The organism is Shinella sp. AETb1-6, assembly GCF_009826875.1.
GTDB classification, from domain to species: domain Bacteria; phylum Pseudomonadota; class Alphaproteobacteria; order Rhizobiales; family Rhizobiaceae; genus Shinella; species Shinella sumterensis.
In genome coordinates this window covers 97,929-119,171 of the sequence record NZ_WUMM01000005.1, presented here as the reverse complement: position 1 = coordinate 119,171, position 21,243 = coordinate 97,929, and the positions used below count along the sequence as shown (strand labels likewise).

General features: G+C 64.2%; 16 protein-coding genes and 1 pseudogene. 6 read left to right on the top strand and 11 right to left on the bottom strand.

Translation table 11 applies throughout. The annotated features are described in order from the left end of the window. The first annotated feature begins 51 nt into the window (after positions 1–51). The 5 genes and pseudogenes from GR158_RS25605 to GR158_RS10455 all read left to right on the top strand — a co-directional run bounded on the left by GR158_RS25605 (position 52) and on the right by GR158_RS10455 (position 5,858). Positions 52–1,616 (top strand): annotated as a pseudogene (locus GR158_RS25605) (putative N-acetylmannosamine-6-phosphate 2-epimerase). A 19-nt stretch (positions 1,617–1,635) separates the two neighbouring features. After that, positions 1,636–2,964 carry an extracellular solute-binding protein gene (locus tag GR158_RS10470; RefSeq protein ID WP_160871047.1) on the top strand — a complete coding sequence of 443 codons (1,329 nt, stop codon included), beginning with the start codon at positions 1,636–1,638 and terminating at the stop codon, positions 2,962–2,964. Positions 2,965–3,064: 100 nt separating this feature from the next. Continuing rightward, positions 3,065–3,952: a carbohydrate ABC transporter permease gene (locus GR158_RS10465; RefSeq protein ID WP_160871046.1), complete on the top strand. Its 888-nt coding sequence runs from the start codon at positions 3,065–3,067 to the stop codon at positions 3,950–3,952. Beyond that, positions 3,949–4,770 (top strand): carbohydrate ABC transporter permease, encoded by an 822-nt coding sequence (locus GR158_RS10460; protein WP_134650155.1) that lies wholly within the window; start codon positions 3,949–3,951, stop codon positions 4,768–4,770. Before GR158_RS10465 ends, GR158_RS10460 begins: the two co-directional genes overlap by 4 nt. Positions 4,771–4,793: 23 nt before the next feature. Beyond that, the gene (locus GR158_RS10455; protein WP_160871045.1) at positions 4,794–5,858 is read left to right on the top strand and encodes an ABC transporter ATP-binding protein; all 1,065 of its coding nucleotides are present in this window, start codon (positions 4,794–4,796) and stop codon (positions 5,856–5,858) included. Positions 5,859–5,867: 9 nt separating this feature from the next. Here the strand turns inward: GR158_RS10455 and GR158_RS10450 are convergent, their stop codons facing one another. From GR158_RS10450 to GR158_RS10420, 7 genes are all read right to left on the bottom strand, one after another. Next, on the bottom strand, positions 5,868–6,806 hold the full coding sequence (locus GR158_RS10450) for a cyclase family protein (protein WP_160871044.1): 939 nt from the start codon (positions 6,804–6,806) through the stop codon (positions 5,868–5,870). Between the two features lie 10 nt (positions 6,807–6,816). Then, on the bottom strand, positions 6,817–7,779 hold the full coding sequence (locus GR158_RS10445; protein ID WP_160871043.1) for an ABC transporter permease: 963 nt from the start codon (positions 7,777–7,779) through the stop codon (positions 6,817–6,819). A 1-nt stretch (position 7,780) separates the two neighbouring features. Next, complete coding sequence (locus GR158_RS10440; RefSeq protein ID WP_160871042.1) at positions 7,781–8,737, bottom strand: ABC transporter permease; 957 nt, start codon at positions 8,735–8,737, stop codon at positions 7,781–7,783. Positions 8,738–8,760: 23 nt separating this feature from the next. After that, the gene (locus tag GR158_RS10435) at positions 8,761–10,245 is read right to left on the bottom strand and encodes a sugar ABC transporter ATP-binding protein (protein WP_160871041.1); all 1,485 of its coding nucleotides are present in this window, start codon (positions 10,243–10,245) and stop codon (positions 8,761–8,763) included. 51 nt (positions 10,246–10,296) lie between these two features. Further along, a complete protein-coding gene (locus GR158_RS10430) occupies positions 10,297–11,349 on the bottom strand; it encodes a sugar ABC transporter substrate-binding protein (protein ID WP_160871040.1) in 1,053 nt (350 codons plus the stop codon). 112 nt (positions 11,350–11,461) lie between these two features. Next, positions 11,462–12,343 carry a shikimate dehydrogenase gene (locus GR158_RS10425; RefSeq protein ID WP_160871039.1) on the bottom strand — a complete coding sequence of 294 codons (882 nt, stop codon included), beginning with the start codon at positions 12,341–12,343 and terminating at the stop codon, positions 11,462–11,464. Between the two features lie 195 nt (positions 12,344–12,538). Continuing rightward, positions 12,539–13,180 carry a TetR/AcrR family transcriptional regulator gene (locus GR158_RS10420; protein WP_370340751.1) on the bottom strand — a complete coding sequence of 214 codons (642 nt, stop codon included), beginning with the start codon at positions 13,178–13,180 and terminating at the stop codon, positions 12,539–12,541. Positions 13,181–13,408: 228 nt separating this feature from the next. Between GR158_RS10420 and GR158_RS10415 the strand changes: the two genes are divergently transcribed. After that, positions 13,409–16,549: a CHAT domain-containing tetratricopeptide repeat protein gene (locus tag GR158_RS10415; protein WP_160871038.1), complete on the top strand. Its 3,141-nt coding sequence runs from the start codon at positions 13,409–13,411 to the stop codon at positions 16,547–16,549. A gap of 22 nt (positions 16,550–16,571) precedes the next feature. Here GR158_RS10415 and GR158_RS10410 read toward each other — a convergent pair whose 3' ends face one another. The 4 genes from GR158_RS10410 to GR158_RS10395 all read right to left on the bottom strand — a co-directional run bounded on the left by GR158_RS10410 (position 16,572) and on the right by GR158_RS10395 (position 21,230). Continuing rightward, entirely contained in the window at positions 16,572–17,633 is a 1,062-nt protein-coding gene (locus GR158_RS10410) for a DUF1963 domain-containing protein (protein WP_160871037.1), read from the bottom strand. A 184-nt stretch (positions 17,634–17,817) separates the two neighbouring features. After that, complete coding sequence (locus GR158_RS10405) at positions 17,818–19,011, bottom strand: alpha-hydroxy acid oxidase (protein WP_160871036.1); 1,194 nt, start codon at positions 19,009–19,011, stop codon at positions 17,818–17,820. A 60-nt stretch (positions 19,012–19,071) separates the two neighbouring features. After that, the gene (locus tag GR158_RS10400; RefSeq protein ID WP_160871035.1) at positions 19,072–20,445 is read right to left on the bottom strand and encodes an FAD-binding oxidoreductase; all 1,374 of its coding nucleotides are present in this window, start codon (positions 20,443–20,445) and stop codon (positions 19,072–19,074) included. Next, positions 20,442–21,230 (bottom strand): HpcH/HpaI aldolase/citrate lyase family protein, encoded by a 789-nt coding sequence (locus GR158_RS10395; RefSeq protein ID WP_160871034.1) that lies wholly within the window; start codon positions 21,228–21,230, stop codon positions 20,442–20,444. Before GR158_RS10395 ends, GR158_RS10400 begins: the two co-directional genes overlap by 4 nt. Positions 21,231–21,243: the final 13 nt, after the last annotated feature.

The following is a 21,243-nucleotide window of genomic DNA, read 5'->3' as shown; positions in this document are numbered from 1 at the left end:
ACCAGTATAATTCCTGTTGCCATCTGGTCTTGCTTTGCTACCATTCCAGCGATGACAGGAGACAGTTTCGTGCCGCTTGATTTCAAATCCCTCGACAAGGGTCTGATCGTATCCTGCCAGCCCGTGAAGGGTGGCGCCATGGACAGGGCCGAGATGGTCGTCGGCTTCGCACTGGCCGCCCTCGATGGGGGCGCTGCGGCCTTGCGCATCGAATCGGCAGAATATGTAGCCGCCGTACGCGCCGCCACGAACCGGCCGATCATCGGCCTTGTGAAGCGTGACCTCAGTGACAGCCCCGTCCGCATTACCCCATGGATCGAGGACGTCGACGCTTTGGCCAATGCCGGCGCCGACATCATCGCCTACGATGCGACACAGCGCCAGCGCCCGGTCCCGACCCGTACGCTCATTGAACGCATTCAGGCTCACGGCCGGGTCGCCATGGCAGACTGCTCGATCCTGGCGGATGCCGAGCAGGCGCTCTCGGAGGGCGCCGACATCGTTGGGTCCACGCTTGCCGGCTATACCGGCCCGGTCGAACCGACCGAACCCGATCTCACCCTCGTTGCGGCCATGCGCCGCCTGACGCCGCATGTCGTTGCGGAAGGCAACATCCGCACGCCCGCGCAGGCCCAGCAGGCCTTGCTCGCCGGCGCCTCCATGGTCGTCGTCGGCTCGGCCATCACCCGGCCGGAATTTGTCACCGCCTGGTTCCGCTCGGCGCTCGATGACACGCTCGCCGGACAGGAGGCCTGATCCCGGTGGCCCGCTCCGACACGATCCTTGCGCTCGATATCGGCGGCACCAAGATGCTCGCGGCACTGGTGCGCGGGAATATCGTGAGCGAAACCCACACCATGGCCACCCCGCACAACGGCGACCCGGAGGCCTGGCTTTCGGCGCTCTTTGAAGCAATCGGCAGCTGGCAGGAGCGTTACGATACCGTGGGCGTGGCCGTCACCGGCATCATCGACGAGGGGTGCTGGTCACCGCTCAACCGACGGACCCTCGACATTCCCGACCGCTTTCCGCTCATCGAGACCGTCGCACGGCTTTCCGGTGCCCGAAGCGTGCTGGCCGCAAATGATGCACAGGCCGCCGCCTGGGGTGAATATGCCTTCGGTGCGGGGCAGGGTCACGACCTCGTCTTCCTCACCATCTCCACCGGGGTCGGCGGCGGCATCGTCGTCAACGGCCGCCTCCTCGGCGGGCTTGCAGGTCATTTCGGCCAGTTCCGCAGCGTCGGCGAGGAAGGCCGCGCGCTGGAGGACAAGATTTCCGGCCACTGGATTGCCGCCGAAGCCGCGCCGCACCGGCCGGGCGCGACCGCGCGCGATGTCTTCGAGGCTGCTGCAGCCGGTCATGGCTGGGCGCAAGCCATCATCGAGACCTCAGCGCGCCAGACCGCGCTTCTGTGCGGCAATATCCAGCTCGCGCTCGACCCCGCCCGCATCGTCATCGGCGGCGGCATCGGCCTTGCACCCGGCTATCTCGAATCCGTCCGTCGGGCCCTGGGAGGCCTGCCGCCACGGCTCACCCCGCAGCTTCACCCCGCCGCACTCGCCGAAAAGGCAGGCGTCGTGGGCATCGCGGATCTCGCAAGACGTCAGAATTAACCTGAGGGAGAACCAGAATATGACCTTTGCCAGACTGAAGAAGGGCGGCCTGATCGCCGCTGCGATCGCCACCCTGCTGGCCGGCCCCGCCTTTGCGAAAGTGACCGTGCTCGGCTGGCCGGGCGGCCCGGAAGAAGCCGCACTGCGCGCGGCCGCCGATACCTACAATGCCAAGCCCGACGTGAGCGACGACAACAAGGTCGAGCTCTTGTTCTTCAACCGCGACGGCTTCTGGGACAAGCTGCAGGCCGACCTTGCCGCCGGCTCCACCGCGTTCGACGTGAACCTGCTCGCCACCTACTCCATCGGCCGCTACGCGCCGTTCATGGAGCCGGTCGAATTGTCCGGTGAGGCCAAGGACGTCTATGGCGACCAGGTTCTCACCACCATGCAGTACGAGGGCAAGCAGTTCGGCGTGCCGACCGATCTCTCGCTGCATTTCATGTATTACCGCAAGGATCTGATCGACGCGCTGCTGAAGGACGACGCCGCCAAGGCGAAATACGCGGAGATCGCAGAAAAGCACCTCGGCAAGAAGCTTGAGCCCAAAAACCCCGACGAATGGACGTGGGATGATTATGCCGCGACCGCGCTCTATTTCACGCAGGCCGTGAACCCCGACAGCCCGACGCGCTACGGCACCGTGCTCCAGCTCAAGAACCTGCTCTTCAACATGATGGTGTTCCAGTCCCTGCCGCGCGCCTATGGCGGCAACTGGATGGACGACGCGGGCAAGATCACGGTGGATTCGGAGGCCTACCGCGAGGGCCTCGAAACCTACAAGATGCTCTATGATGCAGGTGCTACGCCGCGCGACTCGCTCTCCTACGAATTCGCCGAAGCGAACGCGGCCTATGCCTCCGGCCAGGTCGCGGCCATGGTGCAGTGGAATGCGGCCGCCTCCGAGCTGATGTCGAAGGAGAAATCGCCTGTTGTCGGCGAGGTCACGGAGGCGATCGCACCGCCCGCCGGCCCCGAAGGCCGCTTCACCCATATCCATGGCCTCGGTTTCGGCCTCAACAAGAACGCCGCCAACAAGGAAGGCGCGAAGGCCTTCATCACTTGGCTGTCCTCGAAGGAAGCAGCGCTCGTCTATGCCAGGAACAGCGGCGCACCGGCGCTGACGCCCGATGTCGTCAAGGACGTCGCTGCCGAACGGCCGGACCTCGTCAAGCTCGGCGAGTTCGCCGGCAAGTACGGCTATGTCATGAATGGCGGCACCTCGGCCAAGGCGCTCTCGGTCTATGAGCTCCAGGCCAAGGAGTTCACCGGCTACTGGTCGGGTCAGCAGTCGCTGGATGACGCCCTGAAGAACACCGAAAAAGGCATGGCCGAACTGCTCAAGTGAGGCCATTGCCGGCGACCGCCCCTGGTGGCCGCCGGCTCCCTCGCGGCGATGGCGATGACGCCCTCGCCGCGTTCCGGAAAGACCGAGCCAGGATCGATCGATGACAACGAAGACGCATCGCAGCCCCGTATCCGAATTCCGCCTGCTGACGATGCCGCTGGTCGTGTTCCTGCTCGTCTTCCTGGGCTTTCCGGCCATCGTCAACCTTGTCTATTCGGTCTCCTCGGTCAGCTTCGAGACGTTGCGCAGCCCTGAGATCACCGGTTTCGGCAACTTCGCCGACGTGTGGCGTGATGACGCCTTCTGGCGGGCGAGCTGGTTTTCCTTCCGCTTCGGCCTGCTCACCGCGATACTGGAATGTGCACTCGGCCTGTTCCTTGCCATCTTCCTCGCGCCGCTCATCGAACGACGCAGCTGGCTGATGGCGATCCTCATGCTGCCGCTGATGGTGGCGCCCGCGCTTGTCGGCCTCATGTACCGGCTGGTGCTGCACGAATTCGCCGGACCGGTGCCCTATTACCTTTGGGCGTGGTTCGGGGCGAGCCTCTCCTTCCTGGGCCCCGGCTCGGCCTTCTGGACGCTGGTGACCGTCGAGACGCTGCAGTGGACACCCTTCGCATTCCTGCTGTTCTACATGGCTTATCAGGCGATCCCCCGCGAGATCGTCGAAGCTTCCGCGATGGATGGTGCGCGCTACCGTCACCGGCTCTGGTACATCGAGCTGCCGCTGATGATGCCGACCATCGTGGTGGCCCTGCTCATCCGCTTCATCGACGGCTTCCGTGTCTTCGACAATGTCTATGTGCTGACCGGGAGCGGCCCCGGCGGGTCCACCGCCTCGCTGTCGATCTACATCTACGAGGCCTTCTTCAAGCAGGGCGCCATCGGCAAGGCGGTCGCCGCCTCCGTCGTCCTGTTCATCGCCTCCTTTGTCGTGCTTTACGGCCTCAACGCCATCGCCGCCCGCCGCAAGGGAGCCGCCCGATGATCAATATCCTGCGCTGGATCGTCTTTGCCATCGCCGCCGTCGCGATGAACTTCCCGATCATCGTGACCCTCGTCACCTCCTTCAAGAGCCCACGCGAGCTGACCGCCAATCCGGGTCTTTGGGTCCAGGCGCCGACGCTCGAGAATTATGCAGCGGTCTTCACCGTCTCGGATCGGCTGAACATCTTCCTCTATCTCGTCAACAGCCTTGCCGTCGCCGCTCTCGGCACGCTGCTGGCCGTGGGGCTCGCACTTCCCGCAGCCTATGCCATCGCGCGTGGCAAGGTCGGTGAACGCACGTTGCTACCGCTCATCGTCAACTTGCGCGCCGTGCCGCTCGTGATCTTCGCCATTCCGCTCTACATGATGTTCCAATGGCTCTCGCTGCTCGATACGCGGCTCGGCCTCGGCCTCATCCTCACCATCGTGAACCTGCCGCTCGCCCTCGTGATCCTCGTGAACGCGATCAGGGATCTGCCGGGCGAACTCGACGAGGCTGCCTTGATGGACGGGGCAACGCGCACGCAGATCCTCTTGCGGGTTATCGCCCCGCTCTGCCGTCCGGCCATCGTCACAGGCCTGATCTTCGGCTTCATCACCGCCTGGAACGAGTTTCTCTTCGGCCTGATGCTGACGACGTCCAAGGCCGTGCCCATCACCGTCGGCGCCTCGTTCTTCTTCGCCGCCAGCGGCGGCGGCGTGCAGTGGGGCGTCGCCTCGGCCGTGATGATCGTGGGCGCCCTGCCGCCCATGCTGCTCGGCCTTCTCATGTATCGCCAGATCAGCGGTTCGATGACGGCGGGCGCCGTCAAGGGCTGAAACAGGTTTCCCCGGAGGTTCAAATGGGTACGATTCTGCTGGAAAAGGCCGGAAAACGTTATGGCGGCGTGGAGATCATTCGTGATCTCGACCTTGCCATCGCCGACGGGGAATTCGTCGTCATCGTCGGCCCGTCGGGCTGCGGCAAGTCCACGCTGCTGCGCATGATCGCGGGGATCGAGGAAACGACCTCCGGCAGGATCGTGATCGACGGCCGCGACGTGACGAAGGCGCCGCCGGTGGAGCGCGAACTGGCCATGGTGTTCCAGTCCTACGCGCTCTATCCGCACATGACGGTGCGCCAGAACATGGGCTTCGGCCTCAAGCTCGCCAAGCTGCCCGCCGCCGCCATCCGGTCCAAGGTGGACGAGGCGGCCGAAGCACTGAAGCTCACGCCCCTGCTCGACCGCTATCCCAGGCAGCTTTCCGGCGGCCAGCGCCAGCGCGTGGCGATCGGTCGTGCCATCGTGCGCCAGCCGACCGCCTTTCTCTTCGACGAACCGCTCTCCAACCTCGACGCCGCCCTGCGCGTCGATATGCGGCTGGAGATCGCAAGGCTCCACCGGACGTTGGGCGCGACCATGATCTATGTCACCCACGACCAGGTGGAAGCAATGACGCTCGCCGACCGAATCGTCGTGCTGAAGGACGGACGCATCATGCAGCACGGCAGCCCGCACGAACTTTACGAGCGGCCGGCCAATCTGTTCGTCGCGCAGTTCATCGGCAGTCCCAAGATGAACGTGCTCGACTGCATGCCCGCTGGCGACGGCACGCTCGACCTTGCCGGCCAAGGCCGGATCGACCTTGCTTTTTCCGGCGCGCCGACCCGCCTTGGCGCACGCCCGGAACATCTCCGGCTCGTTTCACCCGAAGCCGGTCACTGCCGCGGTACGATCGAGGTTGCCGAGTATCTCGGCGCAAGCACCAGCGTCTTCGTGCGCAACGACCGGCTCGGACTGGTCAATATCAACGCACCCGCGGACACGCCCGTGCGCATCGGCGAGACCGTCGGCATCGCCATCGATGCCGGCCGCGCGTCCCTCTTCGGGGCGGACGGCGTCAGCCTTGAACGACGTGCGGGTTAGGCGGACGCGCTACAGGATCGCGAAGGGCGTTCCGGGAGAGCCGGTTGCGCCCTCGATGGCCAGTGGCGCGAACCCGTAGACGAACTCATAGCGCCCGGTCTCGGCGATCGGGTCGAGGTTCATGCCCTCGTGCAGGTAGATCCCGTGCCGCATGATGAGATGCTGGTGGCACGGAAGCACGATATCAGGGTCGACGGGTGGCACCACGTCGATCGCAAAATTGTCCGCGCCGACGATAACCGGCTGAAGCGCAGACAGGTATTCCGCGGCCTCGAGCCCGAGACCAGGTTCGCCATCGTACCATGTTTCAGCCTCGGAGAAGAAGCGCGAGCCATGACCGGTGCGGATCAGCACCACATCGCCAGGCGACAGCCAGTCGTCCGGGTTCATATCCTGCCGGACGAGACATTGGCGCAGATGGTCCGGTGTAATCACGAAGCCGTTTTCAAGCGGTCGTCCGAAAAGCCCCTGCACATCGAGGAGCACTGCGCGGGTGAAGAAAATCGGCGCCTTCTCGATGCCGAGCTTCTTCAGGCCGTAAGGCGACCAGATCTCCGAGAGCTTGTTGCCGTTATAGACCAGAGTGTCGCAGTGGCCGCACGGATAGGTCACCTGATGGCCGAGATGGCCGAGGGCATCCATGTGGGTGCCGATCTGGCCGATTTCCGTGCAGATGAAATCATCGTTCCACACGGTGCGGCTGATCGCACCTTCCGGCCCCCCGGTCGGGCCGCCCGGCATTTTAAGCCCGAACGTGCGGCCGGGTGAAAGCGGCATGCCGACGCGGTAGGGAAAGCCGAGGGAGATGGTCTCGCCGGTGCGGATCAGGTCGCGTGCCTGCAGCACCTTGTGCGGTCCCAGCAGGTTGCCGGCACCGCGTTCGTCTTCGGGGCCCCAGCGCGAGGGAAACCATTCGGTTCCGAGGGCAGGATTGATCTTGTCCGTCATCGTCTCGGCCTCATGCTGTTAGGGCGCGTGCCATGCGCCTGCGCCGGGTCACGTAACCGATAGCAGCTTCGGCAATGATCACGAAGATGAGCAGCGCGCCCGTAGCAAGGCTCTGCATCCAGAAGGGTGCGCCGAGCGCGGCGATGCCGCTCACGAGAAAGCGGATCGTGAAAAGGCCGATCAGCACGCCCAGAATGCTGCCGCGCCCACCGGCAAGCGCGATGCCGCCGATAAGGCAGGCGGTGACCGCTTCAAGCAGGACAGCTTCGAAACCAAGCGGGCTGGCGCTGCCGGTACGGAAGGAAAGCAGCGAACCCGCAAGGCCGGCAAGTGCGGCGGAAATGGAGAAGGCCACGACGATGGGGCGACGGATCGAGACGCCGGCCGCGCGGGCCTCGCCCCTGCCGCCGCCGATTGCGAAAATCTCGCGCCCCCACAGCGTGCGCCGGCTGAAAAAGTCGACCAGCAGCACCAGGACCAGAAGTGTCGCCGAGGGGATGGAAAAGACGAAGAACTTCGCCGACAGGAAATCCGTCTCGGCAATGTTTTCGAATGGGATGAGAACGGTCTTCTCGTTCGAGACGACGAGGGTGAGGCCGCGCAAAGCGATCAGCGTGCCGATCGTGAAGACCATCGAGCTGATGTTGAGCTTGTAGATGCAATACCCCTGAAGCGCGCCGAGCAGGCCGCAGAACAGGACCACGATCACAAGCGCCGGCACCATGCCGTAAGGAAAAAGCTGGATCGACAGGATGCCGGCAAAGGCCGCCATCGAACCCACGGAGAGATCCATCTCGCCTGCGATCATCGTCAGTCCCACGCCGATGGCGATGATGCCGGCGAGGACTGCACTGTCGAGAAGGGCCGCGATACCGGGTTGCGAGTAATAGCTCGGAATGCGCGCCGCGAGGATGAGGTAGACCGCGATCATGAGCCCCAGGCGGGCGAGGTTGCTTTTCGTTTCCGACGTCATCTCAGCGTCCCCGTCCCTGAAGAATGTGGAAAAGGCTGATGGAGGCGATCACCAGCAGGCCGACGATCGTCATGCGAACGCCGGCACTCAAGCCATGCAGCAACATGAAGTTCTGCAGGAGCGCGATCAGCACGGCGCCGAGCGCGGCCTGGAGCGGCGTTCCCTTGCCGCCGCGAAGCGCGATGCCACCCACCAGCACCGCGGCGATATAGTCGAAGTCGTATCCCATGAAGAGATCCGCCTTGGCCTGCGAGAATTGGGATACCGTCATGATCGCCATGACCGCCACGCCGATCGACAGTGCGGCACAGGCGATGGCGGTGACGAGGCCGACGCGCAGACCGCTTGCCACCGCGGCCTTGGGGTTTGCCCCGCAGAGCACGATTTCACGACCGATCTTGAAGTGACGGATGATGAACCAGCTCAAAATCGCGGCGATGATGAAGGCCCAGCTCTGCGTGGGGATGCCGAGCGGCCGGGCGGTGCCGAGCCAGAGCGCCGCTTCGCTTTCGATGCGCAGGATGGAGTTGCCACTGAAAAGCGCCGCCAGTCCGCGAAAGACGGTTCCGAAGGCAAGCGTCGTGATGATCGGGTTGCCGATCAGCGAAATCGCCACGCTCTGCGCGAGCCCGCAAAGCACGGCAATGCCCAGTGTCAGGAAAAGGCCAGCCGAAAAGCCAAGGGCGGCCGTCAGAAGCGCGAAGAGCACAGCAAGCAGCGCACCGAGCGCACTCGCCGACAGGGCGAACAGATTGCCTGATATCGTGATGTAGCTCATGCCGATCGCGACGATGCCCGTAAGGGAGGCCGCACGGATGACCACGAAGATATTGTCCACCCGCGCGAAACCCGGCGTCGTCACGCTCGCGACAACGAGCAGAACGAGGATGGCGATGAGCCCGTAGGCCGTCTTGGGAAGGGTGACTTTCGCGCGGTGCGACACGTCCTGGCTTGTCATGGCGGTTCTCATGCTTGTGCCCGTCAGGCAGCTTCGCTGGCGCGCGTCACGTCGCGCGTGAGGCTTTCGGCGGTGACGTCGTCCGCATCGCAGATGCGCACCAGTTCGCCGTGGAAGAACGAGGCGATCCGGTCGGCGAGACCAAGAACCTCCTGCGTGTCGGACGAGGCGAAGATGATCGACAGGCCCTCATCCGCGAGCTTGCGCAGATGGCTGTAGATCTCCGATCGCGCGCCCACATCCACGCCGCGCGTCGGCTCCTCGACGAGCAGGATCTTCGGGTCGAGCCCGATCCATTTGCCGAGCGCGACCTTCTGCTGGTTGCCCCCACTGAGATTGCCCGCGAGACGGCCAAGAAAGCGCTCGCCAAGGCCGAACTGCCGCGCGATCCGCGTCACGTGCTCGCCTTCCAGCGCCGGCGACAGGAGGCCGAAGCGGCTGACGGCCGAAAGCGCGGGTGCGGAGAGGTTTTCCGGAACGGAGCGCACGGCGAAAATGCCATCACGCTTTCGGTCGTCGGAGCAATAAAGCACCTTGCGCGCGATACTGCCCGCAATGCCGGAGGGCGCATAGGCGCCGCCCTCAAGCGTCACCGAACCGGACTGAATGGGCGTGACGCCGGCCAGCATTCTGAGAACGGCGCCGGCACCGCTTCCGACCTGTCCTGCAAGCGCGAGGATTTCACCCTTGCGCAGCGACAGCGAAACGGGCGCCTTGAGGCCGCTTGCCCGGCATGCATCGAGGCGGAGGATTTCCTCTCCGGCATGAGCGGCGCGTGGCGGAAACATCTGGCCGAGCTGACGGCCGAGCATGGCTTCGATGAGGTCGCCGATGGACAGTCCCGCGGTTTCGACGGCGGGAAAGCTCTTTCCGTTGCGCAGCACCGTGACCTTCTGGGTAAGGTCGAAGACCTCAGGCATGCGGTGGGTGACATAGATGATGGCACAACCCTCGGCGGCCAGGGTGCGGACAGCCGCCTTGACGCGCACGATTTCCGTCTCGGAGAGGGCTGCCGTCGGCTCGTCCAGAATGGCGATGCGCGCCTTGCGCGACAGGAGGCGCGCGATTTCGACGAGCTGGCGCTCGGCCACCGAATGCTCTTCAGCCAGCGACAGCGGATCGATATGGTCGAGACCAACCCGTTCCAGATAGGGCCTCGCCCGGCGCGCCAGCGAGGCGGCGGAGCGAAAGAAGCCGAGGGTTTCGTCACCCAGGAACACGTTCTCGGCAACGCTAAGGCTCTCGACGATGGAAAGCTCCTGCGCCACATAGCCGATGCCGGCCGCCTGGGCATGGCCCGGCGAGCGGATCGAGACCGTCGCGCCATCGATGGAAATCGTGCCGCTGTCGGCAGGCTCGATGCCGGCGAGTATCTTCACGAGCGTGCTCTTGCCCGCGCCGTTCTCGCCCATCAGCGCCATGACCTCGCCCGCCTCGACGGCAAGGTCCACGTCCTCGAGCACCCGCGTCGGGCCGTAGCTCTTCACAATCCCGCTCATCCTGAGCATTGCGTTCTCCTCCCGGAAAGCGCCGCGTCACGCGACGCGGCGCTGTCTGCATCAGAAATTGCAGAGCTGGTCTGCCGTCTTGCCCCAGAGCTTCGCCGCATCATAGGCGGCCTGACTGTTGGCGACGGCAGGGTTGGGCAGGAAGTTGTACTTGTAAAGCGGATCGGCGTCGGAGGGCGGCGCATCCGGCGTGCCTTCCAGGTAGCTTTCGCCATCCACGACCTTGCCCTGCACGACGAACTTGCCGAGCGCCTGCATGGCCATCCAGCCTTCCCAGTAACCGGACTGGATTGCCGTGCCGGCGATCTCGCCGCTCTTCACATGTTTGGAATCGCCATGGCAGGTTCCGCCGACGATGAAGATGTCCTTGCCCGGCGTCAGGCCGTTCTCGCGTGCGGCCTGCGCGGCAGCACCGGCAAGCGAGTCGTTCTGGGTGTAGAGCCAGGTCAGTTCGCCCTTGTGGGCCGGGATGATCTGCGCGGCAACCTTGTAGCCCTCATCCTCCAGGAAGCCGGCCGTTGGCACGACGTCGATCACGTCGAGCTTGCCTTTCACAGCGTCCTCGAAACCGGTCGCGCGGTCATCGCCAGCCGACACGCCGGCCGGGAAGCGGATGATCGCGCCCTTGTCGCATTTCGCGTCGGCCTTGGCACAGGCGTCCAGCAGGATCTCGGCCGCGGTCTTGCCGCTCAGGAAGTCGTTGGCGCCGGCATAGGCCGTCCAGTAGGCTTCCGTACCCTTGATGGGGTATTGGTTGGAGACGATGACCGGCGCGCCGGACTGCGAGAGCGCGCGCAGCGAGCCGACGCCGGCGGCATTTTCGAAGGGCCACCAGATATAGCCTGCGACCGTCTCGCCCGAGGCGAGCTGCTGCTGCACCTGGCTGTCCTGTTCGGACTGGTTGAAGTTGTTCTCGATCACCTTGATATCGTAGCCGAGTTCCGCGGCCTTTTCCTTGGCGCCGAGCTGGAACTGGCCGATATAGGGGTTCGTGCTGGACGGCACGAACACCACGACGGTGCCCTTGCTTTCGGCATAGGCCGCCGTCGCCATCAGGCCGGCGAGCATGGAAGCCGCCAGCGTCATCGATACACGCAATTTCATAGTACCCTCCCTCGGCATAAGCCGTAGCGACCGCCTCGCGGCCTTTCCTCATCCACCTTCCCGTCGCGACCGACGGAAAGTCATGTCTCCACGGGTTTCCCAACCCGTGAATTCAGATTCCCCCGCCCTCGCCAAGCGACCCGAAATGCCGGATCATCCGCTCGACATCGGGGGCAATGCCCGTGAACAGCTCGAAAGCGCCAACGGCCTGGTAGACCGCCATGCCGCCGCCGTTGACGACGCGGCATCCACGCTGCGCGGCGGCCTGAAGCAGCGCGGTCTCCAGCGGGAAATACACCACTTCGGCGACCCAGTGCCGTTGCTCGAGAAGATCGGGGTCGACCGGCAGGCCGGGATGGCCCACCATGCCGGTCGGCGTCGCATGGGCAAGGCCATCGGCCTGCCGCAAGGCCTGCGCCATGTCTTCGCCCGCTTCGAACCGGCAGGCGGCATGATGCGGCGCAAGCTGCGCCACCAGCCGTGCGGTGCGCTGCGGATCGATATCGAAAACCCGGATCGTCTGCGCACCAAGTGTGGCGAGCGCATGGGCCACGGCGACACCGGCGCCGCCCGCACCGATCAGCACGACGTTGCCGACGTGAGCCTGAGGCAACCCCCGGCGAAATCCGGACGCAAAGCCCCACCAGTCGGTATTGTGGCCGATGCGGCGACCGTCGCGGAACACGATCGTGTTGATCGCGCCGAGCGCCTCGGCATGCTCCGAGAGTTCATCGACCTCGTGCGTCGCGGCCTGCTTGCAGGGATGCGTGATGTTCAGCCCGGCGAAACCATCCTCCTGCGCCTGGCGAATGAGCCCGGGCAGCGCATCCGCGCCCACGCCCAGCACATCGAGATCAATGAGATCGTATCGGCATTCGATGCCGTTGCAGCGCGCTTCCTCGACATGCATGGCAGGGGTGCGCGACCGTTGGATGCCGCTTCCGATCAGGCCCGCATGAACCGTCCGGACCGCCGTTTGCGTTTGTGAAACCACTCTCCACCCCTATGCCATTTCCCGGGCATGCCGCCATGCCCCCACCTCATGGCTCCATGAAATGTACGAACTGGTTAGTGAAGTCAATCGGCAGATCGGGCTTTCCCGATGCGGAGACAGAGAAAAATCGACATGGAGGAATGGCGCGCTTCCCGGCCTGCACGCCTGCGTCGACCTGCGGAAAATTGCGCTTCGTCAGGATTGCAGATAAGCAAGGATCATGTCCGCGACCATCTCCCGATGACGCGCCTTGATCTCGTCATCCATGAGGTCGCGGCCGAAGATGGCGCCGAACGTATGGCGGTTCGAAACGCGGAAGAAACACTGGGCGCTGATCATCTGGTGCAGGTCGACCGGGTCGATTTTGCGGGTGAAGGTTCCCGCCTCCTCGCCGCGCTTCAGGATATCCGCAATCAGGCCGATAACCCCCGAATTGGCCACGCGCAGCACATCGGAACGCTTGAGATGTTCGGCGCGATGGATGTTCTCGATGCTGACGAGCTGAACGAAATCCGGATTGGCATCGTCATGGTCGAAGGTGTTGGTAATGAGGCTGCGCATGGCCAGATCGGGTGCGAGATGGTTCAGGTTCAGCCCGTTCTCGCGCGAGCGGATCTTGATGTAGGCCCGTTCGAGCACAGCGAGATAGAGCCCTTCCTTGCTGCCGAAATAGTAATAGAGCATGCGCTTGGAGGTGCGCGTCTTCTCCGCGATGGCATCCACCCGCGCGCCGGAAAAGCCGGCATCGACGAATTCCCGCGTTGCAACCTCCAGGATGTTCTCTCGGGTTGCATCGGGATCGTTTTTTCGCGAAGGGCGGAGCTGGGCCAAAGCCAATACCTGTATCCTCGTTTGCTGGTGACGGCGAACGGATGGATATCGTCACATCCGTCGGCGGGTCAACCGCAGGGCAGAAAAGATCATGCGCGCGGGCTGACGATAGCGAAAGCAAGCATGTTCAGGCTTGAATTTGAAATAAAGCCTGTATGTTGACCGTCTTGGATATGGCAGGCGCACTCAAGCCATGCCGCAAGCCGTTCGATATCGATGCCAGATCGTGGGTTCATGCTGCTCTTTTCCAAATCCCTCCGTATCGCCGCCACCGCCCTGATCCTGATGCTTTCGTCCGCGCAGGGCTTCGCGCAGGCGCCCACGCAGGAAGCGATCAAGCGGTCCGACCAGATTGCCCCGGAGATGAAGGCGCTTTCCGCCCAAGGCGATCATGAAGGCGCACGCCGCATTGCCGAAGAGGCGAGCGCGCGCTTCAAGGCCGAAGGCGAAGCATGGCTTTCGGCAAGCTACATGGTATCGGCGGCCGACTACGCCATGCGCATGGGGGACGCCGCCCGGGTGGATGGCGAATACTATCCGCGCATGCGCGAACTGCTTGCGACGCTCGATCCCGTCGAGGAGACGCGCGCCAACCTCCTGATCGAGCTGCTGATGGACGCCAAGGGCCGGCTTTCGGACCGTGCCGGGCAGGATGAACTGGTCGCGTTCTACGAGAAGCGCATCCGCAAGGCGCATGGCGAAAACAGCGAGCAGGATATCGACGCGCGGGTGCGCGCGGCCTACAGCCTGCTCGAAAGCGGCCGCCTCGATGATGGCCGCAAGCATCTTCGCGCGGCCCTTGCGGCCTCGGCGAAAACCAAACTCCATGCCGTAACGCTGAAGCATTATACGCAGGCCGCGCGCAGCTTCCATGCGAGCGGCCTCAATGAGGATGCCGCCGCGCTCTTCCGCGAGGCCGAGGGCACCGCCGCCATCCAGGCCGAGGTGAAGGAGCTGGCGGATTTCTATCTCGCCTATGCGGAATTCCGCACCGCCGTGCCGGACAGCCAGCAGCATTTCGTGCCGCTCTATTCGATGGCGACCAATCTCTATGCCCGCTTCTACGGCACCGAATCCGAACAACTGATCCACGCGAACGACAAGCTCGCAAGCGCATTGTCGGGCGTCGGCCAGTACGGTACCGCGATCGACCTCGAAAAGCGAAATTATGAGATCGCCGAAAAATCGCTCGGCAGCGACAACACCATCACATGGCGTATCGCCAACAATCTGGCCGATATGTTGCGCGGGCTGGGTTCACCCTCCCGCGCGCTCGAATACGATCTCAAGGTTCTGGAGAACCGCACCCGCCATTACGGCCAGAACCATTTCAACACCCTGGTGAGCGCAAACAACACCGCGCAGAACTATCTCGATCTCGGTGATTATGCCACGGCACGCCACTATTTTTCGCTGTGCCTCGATATTTCCAAGGCGCTCGGCGATGCCGGCAATATCGCCGGCATGGAGGCCTGGATCGCCTATACGGACCTCCTGTCCGGCGCGGCGCCGATGGATGCCGCGGCTGTCAGCCGCATGGAGGCACTCGTCACCGATTCCAACTATCCCGGCATCCTGAGCATCAAGGCCGCCTATCTGCTGGCGGATCATTTTGCCAGGAAGGGCGACCACGCGCGCCAGATCAAGCATCTGCAGCAGGCCTACAGCATTGCCGCGGGCGAAATGAGCACAGGCCATCCGCTGGCCTTTGCGGGGCGCATCGCCATCGCCAAGGCCAAGGCCGAGACGGACCCTGCGACGGCGGCACAGGAATTCGCGGGCATCGACCAGGACATGCTGCGCTGGGTGCATCTGCAGGTCTCGGTTGCCGGCGGGCGCGACGTCGGCGAGACGGTGCGCGCCATGGCGGACGATATGCTCTACCACTATGCCCGTTTTGCCGAACGCGACCCGTCTGCCGTACCGGCCTTTGCGGATGCCGCCCGGCGCTGGCCGTCGCTGGCGACGCCCGATGCCGACAATGTGCTGAAGCTCACGCGCATGATCGACACATGGGATACCGAAACCGCCCGCTTGCTCGACCGCATCTCGCGCCTTTCGCGCATTGCCCGCGAAATCTTCGCCGCCGATGTCGAGCAGGACCTCGCCTATGCCTATTTGACGGACACCAAGGCGATGGAGCGCGAATTAAACCAGCGCCTCGTCAAACGCTACCACGTCGACCGCCAGGCGATCCTGAACCAGTCGCTGCCGACGCCGGCAGAGCTGGTCGGCAAGGATCAGGCTTTCGTCCAATATTTCACGACGCGCAAGTGGCGCGCCGATCGCGACGCCGCCGACCCGATCGAGGACACGCAACTCTATGCCATCGTCTGGCGCAGCGGCAAAGCGCCCGTCATGCGCGCGCTCGGGGATCCCCGCGCGGTGCTGGGGAACGACAGCGACGCCGTCGCCGCACTTGAAAGCCGCAGTGGCAACGACGAAAACAGGGGCTTGCTCGTCGAAGCGCATCAGCGCGCCTTCGCGCGGCTGCACGAGCGGCTTATCGGGCCGATCGAGAAGGAACTGGTGGGTGCGAAGACGCTCTTCATCGTGCCGGACGGGCGCCTGTTCGCCCTGCCGTTCTCCCTGCTGGAAGCGGCCGACGGCACGTTGCTGGAGGAGCGCTTCACCCTGCGGCTGCTTACGGAACCGGAGGCGCTTTACCGAGCCGTCGCGGACGCCCGCATGCCGAAGGACGGACGCGCCGTCCTGGCTGGCGGCATCGACTATGAAAAGGGCGACGAGGCGGGCGCGACACCTCTGCCCGGCACGCTGCGCGAAGTGGAGGCCATCCGCGGTATCCTCGACGGTCCGGGCATGAAGGTCGAAACGCTCACGGGGGCTGCGGCGAGCGAAACGGCGTTGCGCGAGCGGATGACCGGAGCAAAGATCGCGCACCTGGCGACGCATGGTGCTTATGGCAGCCCGAAGAACGGCGGCACCAGCAACGTCGATACGCTCTGGCAGAGCGAGGTCATCCTTGCGCATTCGGGCGACACCCGCACCATGCGCCGTGATGAGAAGGACGGGCGGCTCTATGCATTCGAGCTGATGGCGTGGGACCTGTCCGGTCTCGATCTGCTCGTGCTGTCGGCTTGCGAGACGGCGCTCGGTGACGAGGCCTTCGTGGGCGGTGTGCGCGGACTGCCCACCGCGGCAAGCCTTGCCGGCGCCAAGCGCGCCCTCCTGACGCTGTGGCCCGTTGCCGACGATGGAACCGCCGATTTCATGGTCCGCTACTATGGATACCTGAAGGATGGGCAAACCTATGCGGAGGCGCTGCGCAACACCCGCCACGATGCCATCGCGGGAAAGATCCCGACGGCGAAGGACCCGCTCGTGTGGGCAGCCTTCGTGCTGTTCGAGAACTGACGGCGCGAGCGCGCGCCGCTCGCTATGTCTGCTGATAGACGGCGATAACCTTGTCGAAGCGGCGATTGTCCAGGTCGTCACGCCGGATCACGAAGAAGACCGTTCCCTCTACGAACGGTGCCTGCATCCAGTCGGCGAGATCGATCTGCAGGAGAAGGGTCCACTCCCGCGCCTTCTCGAATATGGCCGCGCGGTGCTTGCTCCACTCCTCGCGCGACAGATGCTGCTTGCCGAATTCGCTCACCACCACGGCGTCCAGGCGCGGATCGTCCTGCTCGGGCATGGGGCTGCCGAGCAATTGCTGGCGACGCCAGCCTTCCTCAGGATACTGGTCGTGGTTGGCCTGAAGCGCTTCCTCATAGGCGGCGAGCATATCCTCGCTCTCCTCGCCGGCCGGCTCCCCGCGGGCGGCACGGGCAAGATCGCCAAGCCTGTCGAATTCGAGCGCGGCGGGATCGGGTAGCCGGTAGGTCGCCTCCAGCGACACAGCCCGTGCCGGCGCGCCATAGTTCGTGCCCTGCTCCCCGGACGGTGTTTCGCCCGGCGTTCCGAATTCCGCCTGCAGCGCTCGCGCCTCTTCCAGCGCCTTTGCCTGGGCAGCAGCAAGATCGTCCGGGACGGGAAGCACCGCGAGCCGATCGATCGGCGTCCGATCCCAGATGACCTTCGCCGCGCGCATGCCGGTATCCCACGGGCCAACGGCAATGTCGTAGAAGAACAGCAAGCGGCCCTCGGCGGGCAAAGGCGCCGCGACCGTACCGAGCTTTGCGGCCTCGGCGAGATCGATCTGCGCCATGAAGGCATAGGGCAGATCCTTCGCCATATGGTCCCGCATCTCCTGTGCCGCATCCTCATTGCCGCGCTTTGCGATTTCCTCTGGATCACCGGGCTTCTGTGGCCGCGGCCATTCGAAATCGGCCGCTGCATGCGGCGTGCCGCCAAGCTGGCTTCCGCCGATGACGATCCGGCCGGCCGAGGGATGCAGCACGATGGCCGGCACCAGGGCCTCCACTATAATCTCGATCCGCGGCTTGTCGAACCATGTGAGCAGCGCCTCGCCGGCAGCTTGCGGACTATCGAACATGAAACCTCCGTATGAGCTTTGAACCTGGCCGGGAAATGGACCGCCAAGCGCGACGGACAATGGTGGCGAGCGTTTTTTCGCCTGTTTCGGACAGGAGGTCTATCCAAAAAGCGCACGCTTTGCCGGCTTCGCCAGGCCAGCGGTTGGCATCGATCACGTCCGCGGTTTCGGTTGGGCTCTCATCTCATTCTCCCCGCGGGTAGCGTCTGGCCTGGTCCATAGCATCGTGCATGAACGTCGTGAGATCGTCATGCGCAAGGTCGAGGCAGCCGAGCTGCCGCATCAGGCCGGAAAGCTCGTCAGTGAAGATTTCCATCGCCCGGTCCACGCCGCCCTGGCCGAAGCCGGCCGCGCCATAGAGGAAGGGCCGGCCGGCGAAGACGTAGTCGACGCCGCAGCACAGGAGCGCGAGCACGTCGGACCCGCGGCGCACACCGCCGTCGAACATGACGGGGAAGTCCGCGCCAACCGCTTCGCGGATGGCCGGAAGGCAATCGATGGAGTTGATCGCGCGGTCGAACTGCCGTCCTCCGTGATTCGACACGATGATGGCATCAGCGCCGGCTTCGCGCGCCATATGCGCGTCCTCGGGATGCAGGATGCCCTTGATGACGAGGGCGCGCGGCCAAAGCTGGCGGAACTGCCGCAGATGGTCCCAGGTCTGCAAGGCATAGCCGTGCTCGAGGGAGAATTTCGCCACATCGAGCCCCGAAGCGCCCTTGGGAAGATAAGGCGCCCAGTTCTCCATGACGGGCAGGCCGCCCGCCAGCAGATAACGCAGCGTCCAGGCCGGATGGAGCAGGCCATCGAGGATCGCCTTCGGCGTGAACTTCGGCGGGATATCGATATTGTTGCGGATGTCGCGCTCCCGCTTGGCGGCGACCGGGATGTCGACGGTCATGACAAGCGCGCCGCATCCGCAATCCTCCGCCCGGCGGATCATGTCGCGATTGATGGCGTCATCGGCAGTCGTGTAGATCTGGTACCAGAGGTTTTCCCCCGCGACAGGCGCGGCCGCCTCCATCGAGGACACGCTGACGCCGGACATGATGTAGGGAACGTCGAAACGCTTCGCGGTCTCGGCGAAGAAAAGCTCCGCCTGCGGGCGGAACAGTCCGGAATAGCCCATCGGCGCGATGCCCAACGGCCCTGCGAAGCGGCGGCCCAGCACGGTCTTCGAAATCGAGCAGGTGGCGACGTCGCGCAGGTAACGCGGCATGAAGCGGAACCGGTCGAAGGCGGCCCGGTTGTCGGAAAGCCCGCGCTCGTCGCCCGCACCGCCGGCAATCCAGTCATACAGCATCCGGGGCAGGTAGCGCTGCGCCGCCTGCTCCAGATCATCGGTGTTCACGATCTTGTCGAGCGACGATCCGGCCATTGTTCTTCCATGCAGTTCGTTTGGGGAGCCCACTGGTGCGGTGTGCCACACCGTGAGACGTCAGATAACCTTGCCCGGGTTGAGGATGCCCTTTGGATCGAGCGCGCCTTTCAGAAGGCGCATGGTGGCGAGCTCGGCGGGCGTTCGGGAGTAATGCAGGTAATCGCGCTTGGCAACGCCGATACCGTGCTCGGCGGAAATCGATCCGCCGTAACCCGCGATGAGGGCATAGACAAGCGCGCGGACCTTGCCCTTGCCCTGAGGCGTCGGCAGGCCTGTCGTGACATGCAGGTTGCCGTCACCCAGATGACCGAGGACATGCAGCCCGAGATTATCCGGCACCTCTTCATCGAGGCGGCGCTGCACCTCATTGACGAAGGCCTCCATGCTGGCAACGGGAAGGGAGACGTCGAAATCGATCATCGTCTTGAAGAGCAGCATCTCGGCTTCGAAGTCTTCGCGGATCTTCCACAGTTCGGAGCGCTGGCGCGACGAGGTCGCGATCACCGCATCGGCGATGAGGCCGGTTTCCAGCGCCTGGCCGACCACCCGCTCGAAAAGCGCGGCATCCTCCTCGGGATCGAACCCTTCGGATTCGCACAGGATGTAATACGGATATCGGCCTTCGATCGGCGAGCGGCCGCCGAGAAGCGCGTCGACATTGGAATGGAAGAATTCGGCCCACATGATTTCGAACGACGACAGCGTGCCGTGCAGATCGCGACGCATCAGGCCGAGCGTCTCGGCGACCGCGTCGAAGCTCTCGAAGGCGAGCAGCGCGGTGTTGACCGACCGCGGCGCCGGATGCAGCCTGAGCACGGCCCGTGTGATGACGCCAAGCGTGCCCTCGGATCCGATGAAGAGGTGCTTCAGGTCGTAGCCGGTATTGTCCTTTGTATAGGGCGTCAGGTGGCTCAGCACAGTCCCATCGGCAAGCACGCATTCGAGCCCCAGGACCTGATCGCGCGCAACGCCATACCGCAGGGCCTGAAACCCTCCGGCATTGGTGGCAAGCGCGCCCCCGATCATTGCGCTTCCCCGCGCGCCGAAATCGAGACCGAAACGCAGGCCTTCGGCCGCGCAGCGCTGCTGGACAGCCTCGACGATCGCACCGGCGCCGACCTCGATCGTCATGCCCTTCCGGTCGGGCGCGCCGATATGGTTGAGGCGTTCGAGCGAGATCAGCAGGGTCTCGCTGTTAGATTGAGTCGCCCCGACAAGGTTGGTGCGCCCGCCCTCGAAGATCACCGCCTGCGAATGCTTGTGGCAGAGCGCCAGAATCGCGGAAAGCTCAACCGTGTCGGCAGGTTTTACAAGGCCGAGCGCCTGCGTCGGGGTGTTGATCCAGAAATCCTGTGGCCGGTCACGTAGCGTCGTTGCGTCGATGACATTGCGCGCGCCGACGATTTGTCGTGTATCCTCAAGATCGATCATGTGCCCTGCCCTGTCGAAAACGCTGCCAAATCCCTGACCAGCCCGCGGCTCGACGCCTGGATGAACCCCATGTCCGAGCCGATGGTGAAGAGGCAATAGCCCATCTCGATCAGTTCCGGAATGGCCGAGATCGCCGACACGTCGATGGCCGCCAGCTTTCCCGCGCGTTTTACGGCATCGGCCGTGCGCTGCAGCACCTCACGCATCTCGCCGTCGAACCGGCCAATCGGCAGGCCGAGGGACGACGCGAGGTCGGCGGGTCCGACGAACAATACGTCGAACCCCTCGACGGCCAGAATGTCCTCAAGGTTGGCGAGACCCTCGGCGCTTTCCAACTGCAGGATCAGGGTCGTGGCGTCATTGGCTTCGGCAAGATAGGTCTCGAAAGCCTCGTAGTAACCGGACGCCCGCCATGGGCCGATGCCTCGCATGCCAGCCGGCGCATATTTGCCGGCGGCAACGATGGCGCGGGCTTCCGCGGCGGTCTCGATCATCGGCACCATGAGGCCCGATACGCCAGCATCAAGCGCAGCCTTGATATCGGCTGCCGACTTCGAGCGCGGCCGAAAGATGGTGGGTGTGCCATGCAGTTCGGCAGACGGCAGAAGGCTTGCCAGATCCTGCACGCCGATGGGCGAGTGCTCGCCATCCAGAAGCAGGAAGCCGAACTGCGACCGCGCCATCAGTTCGATGACCGTGGGATGGGGAATGCCGACCCATGCGCCGAAAATGGGTTGGTCGTTGCGAAGTCGCGCTTTCAGGCTCTTGGCCAGAGTGAGTGGCATTGGCTTGCCCTTT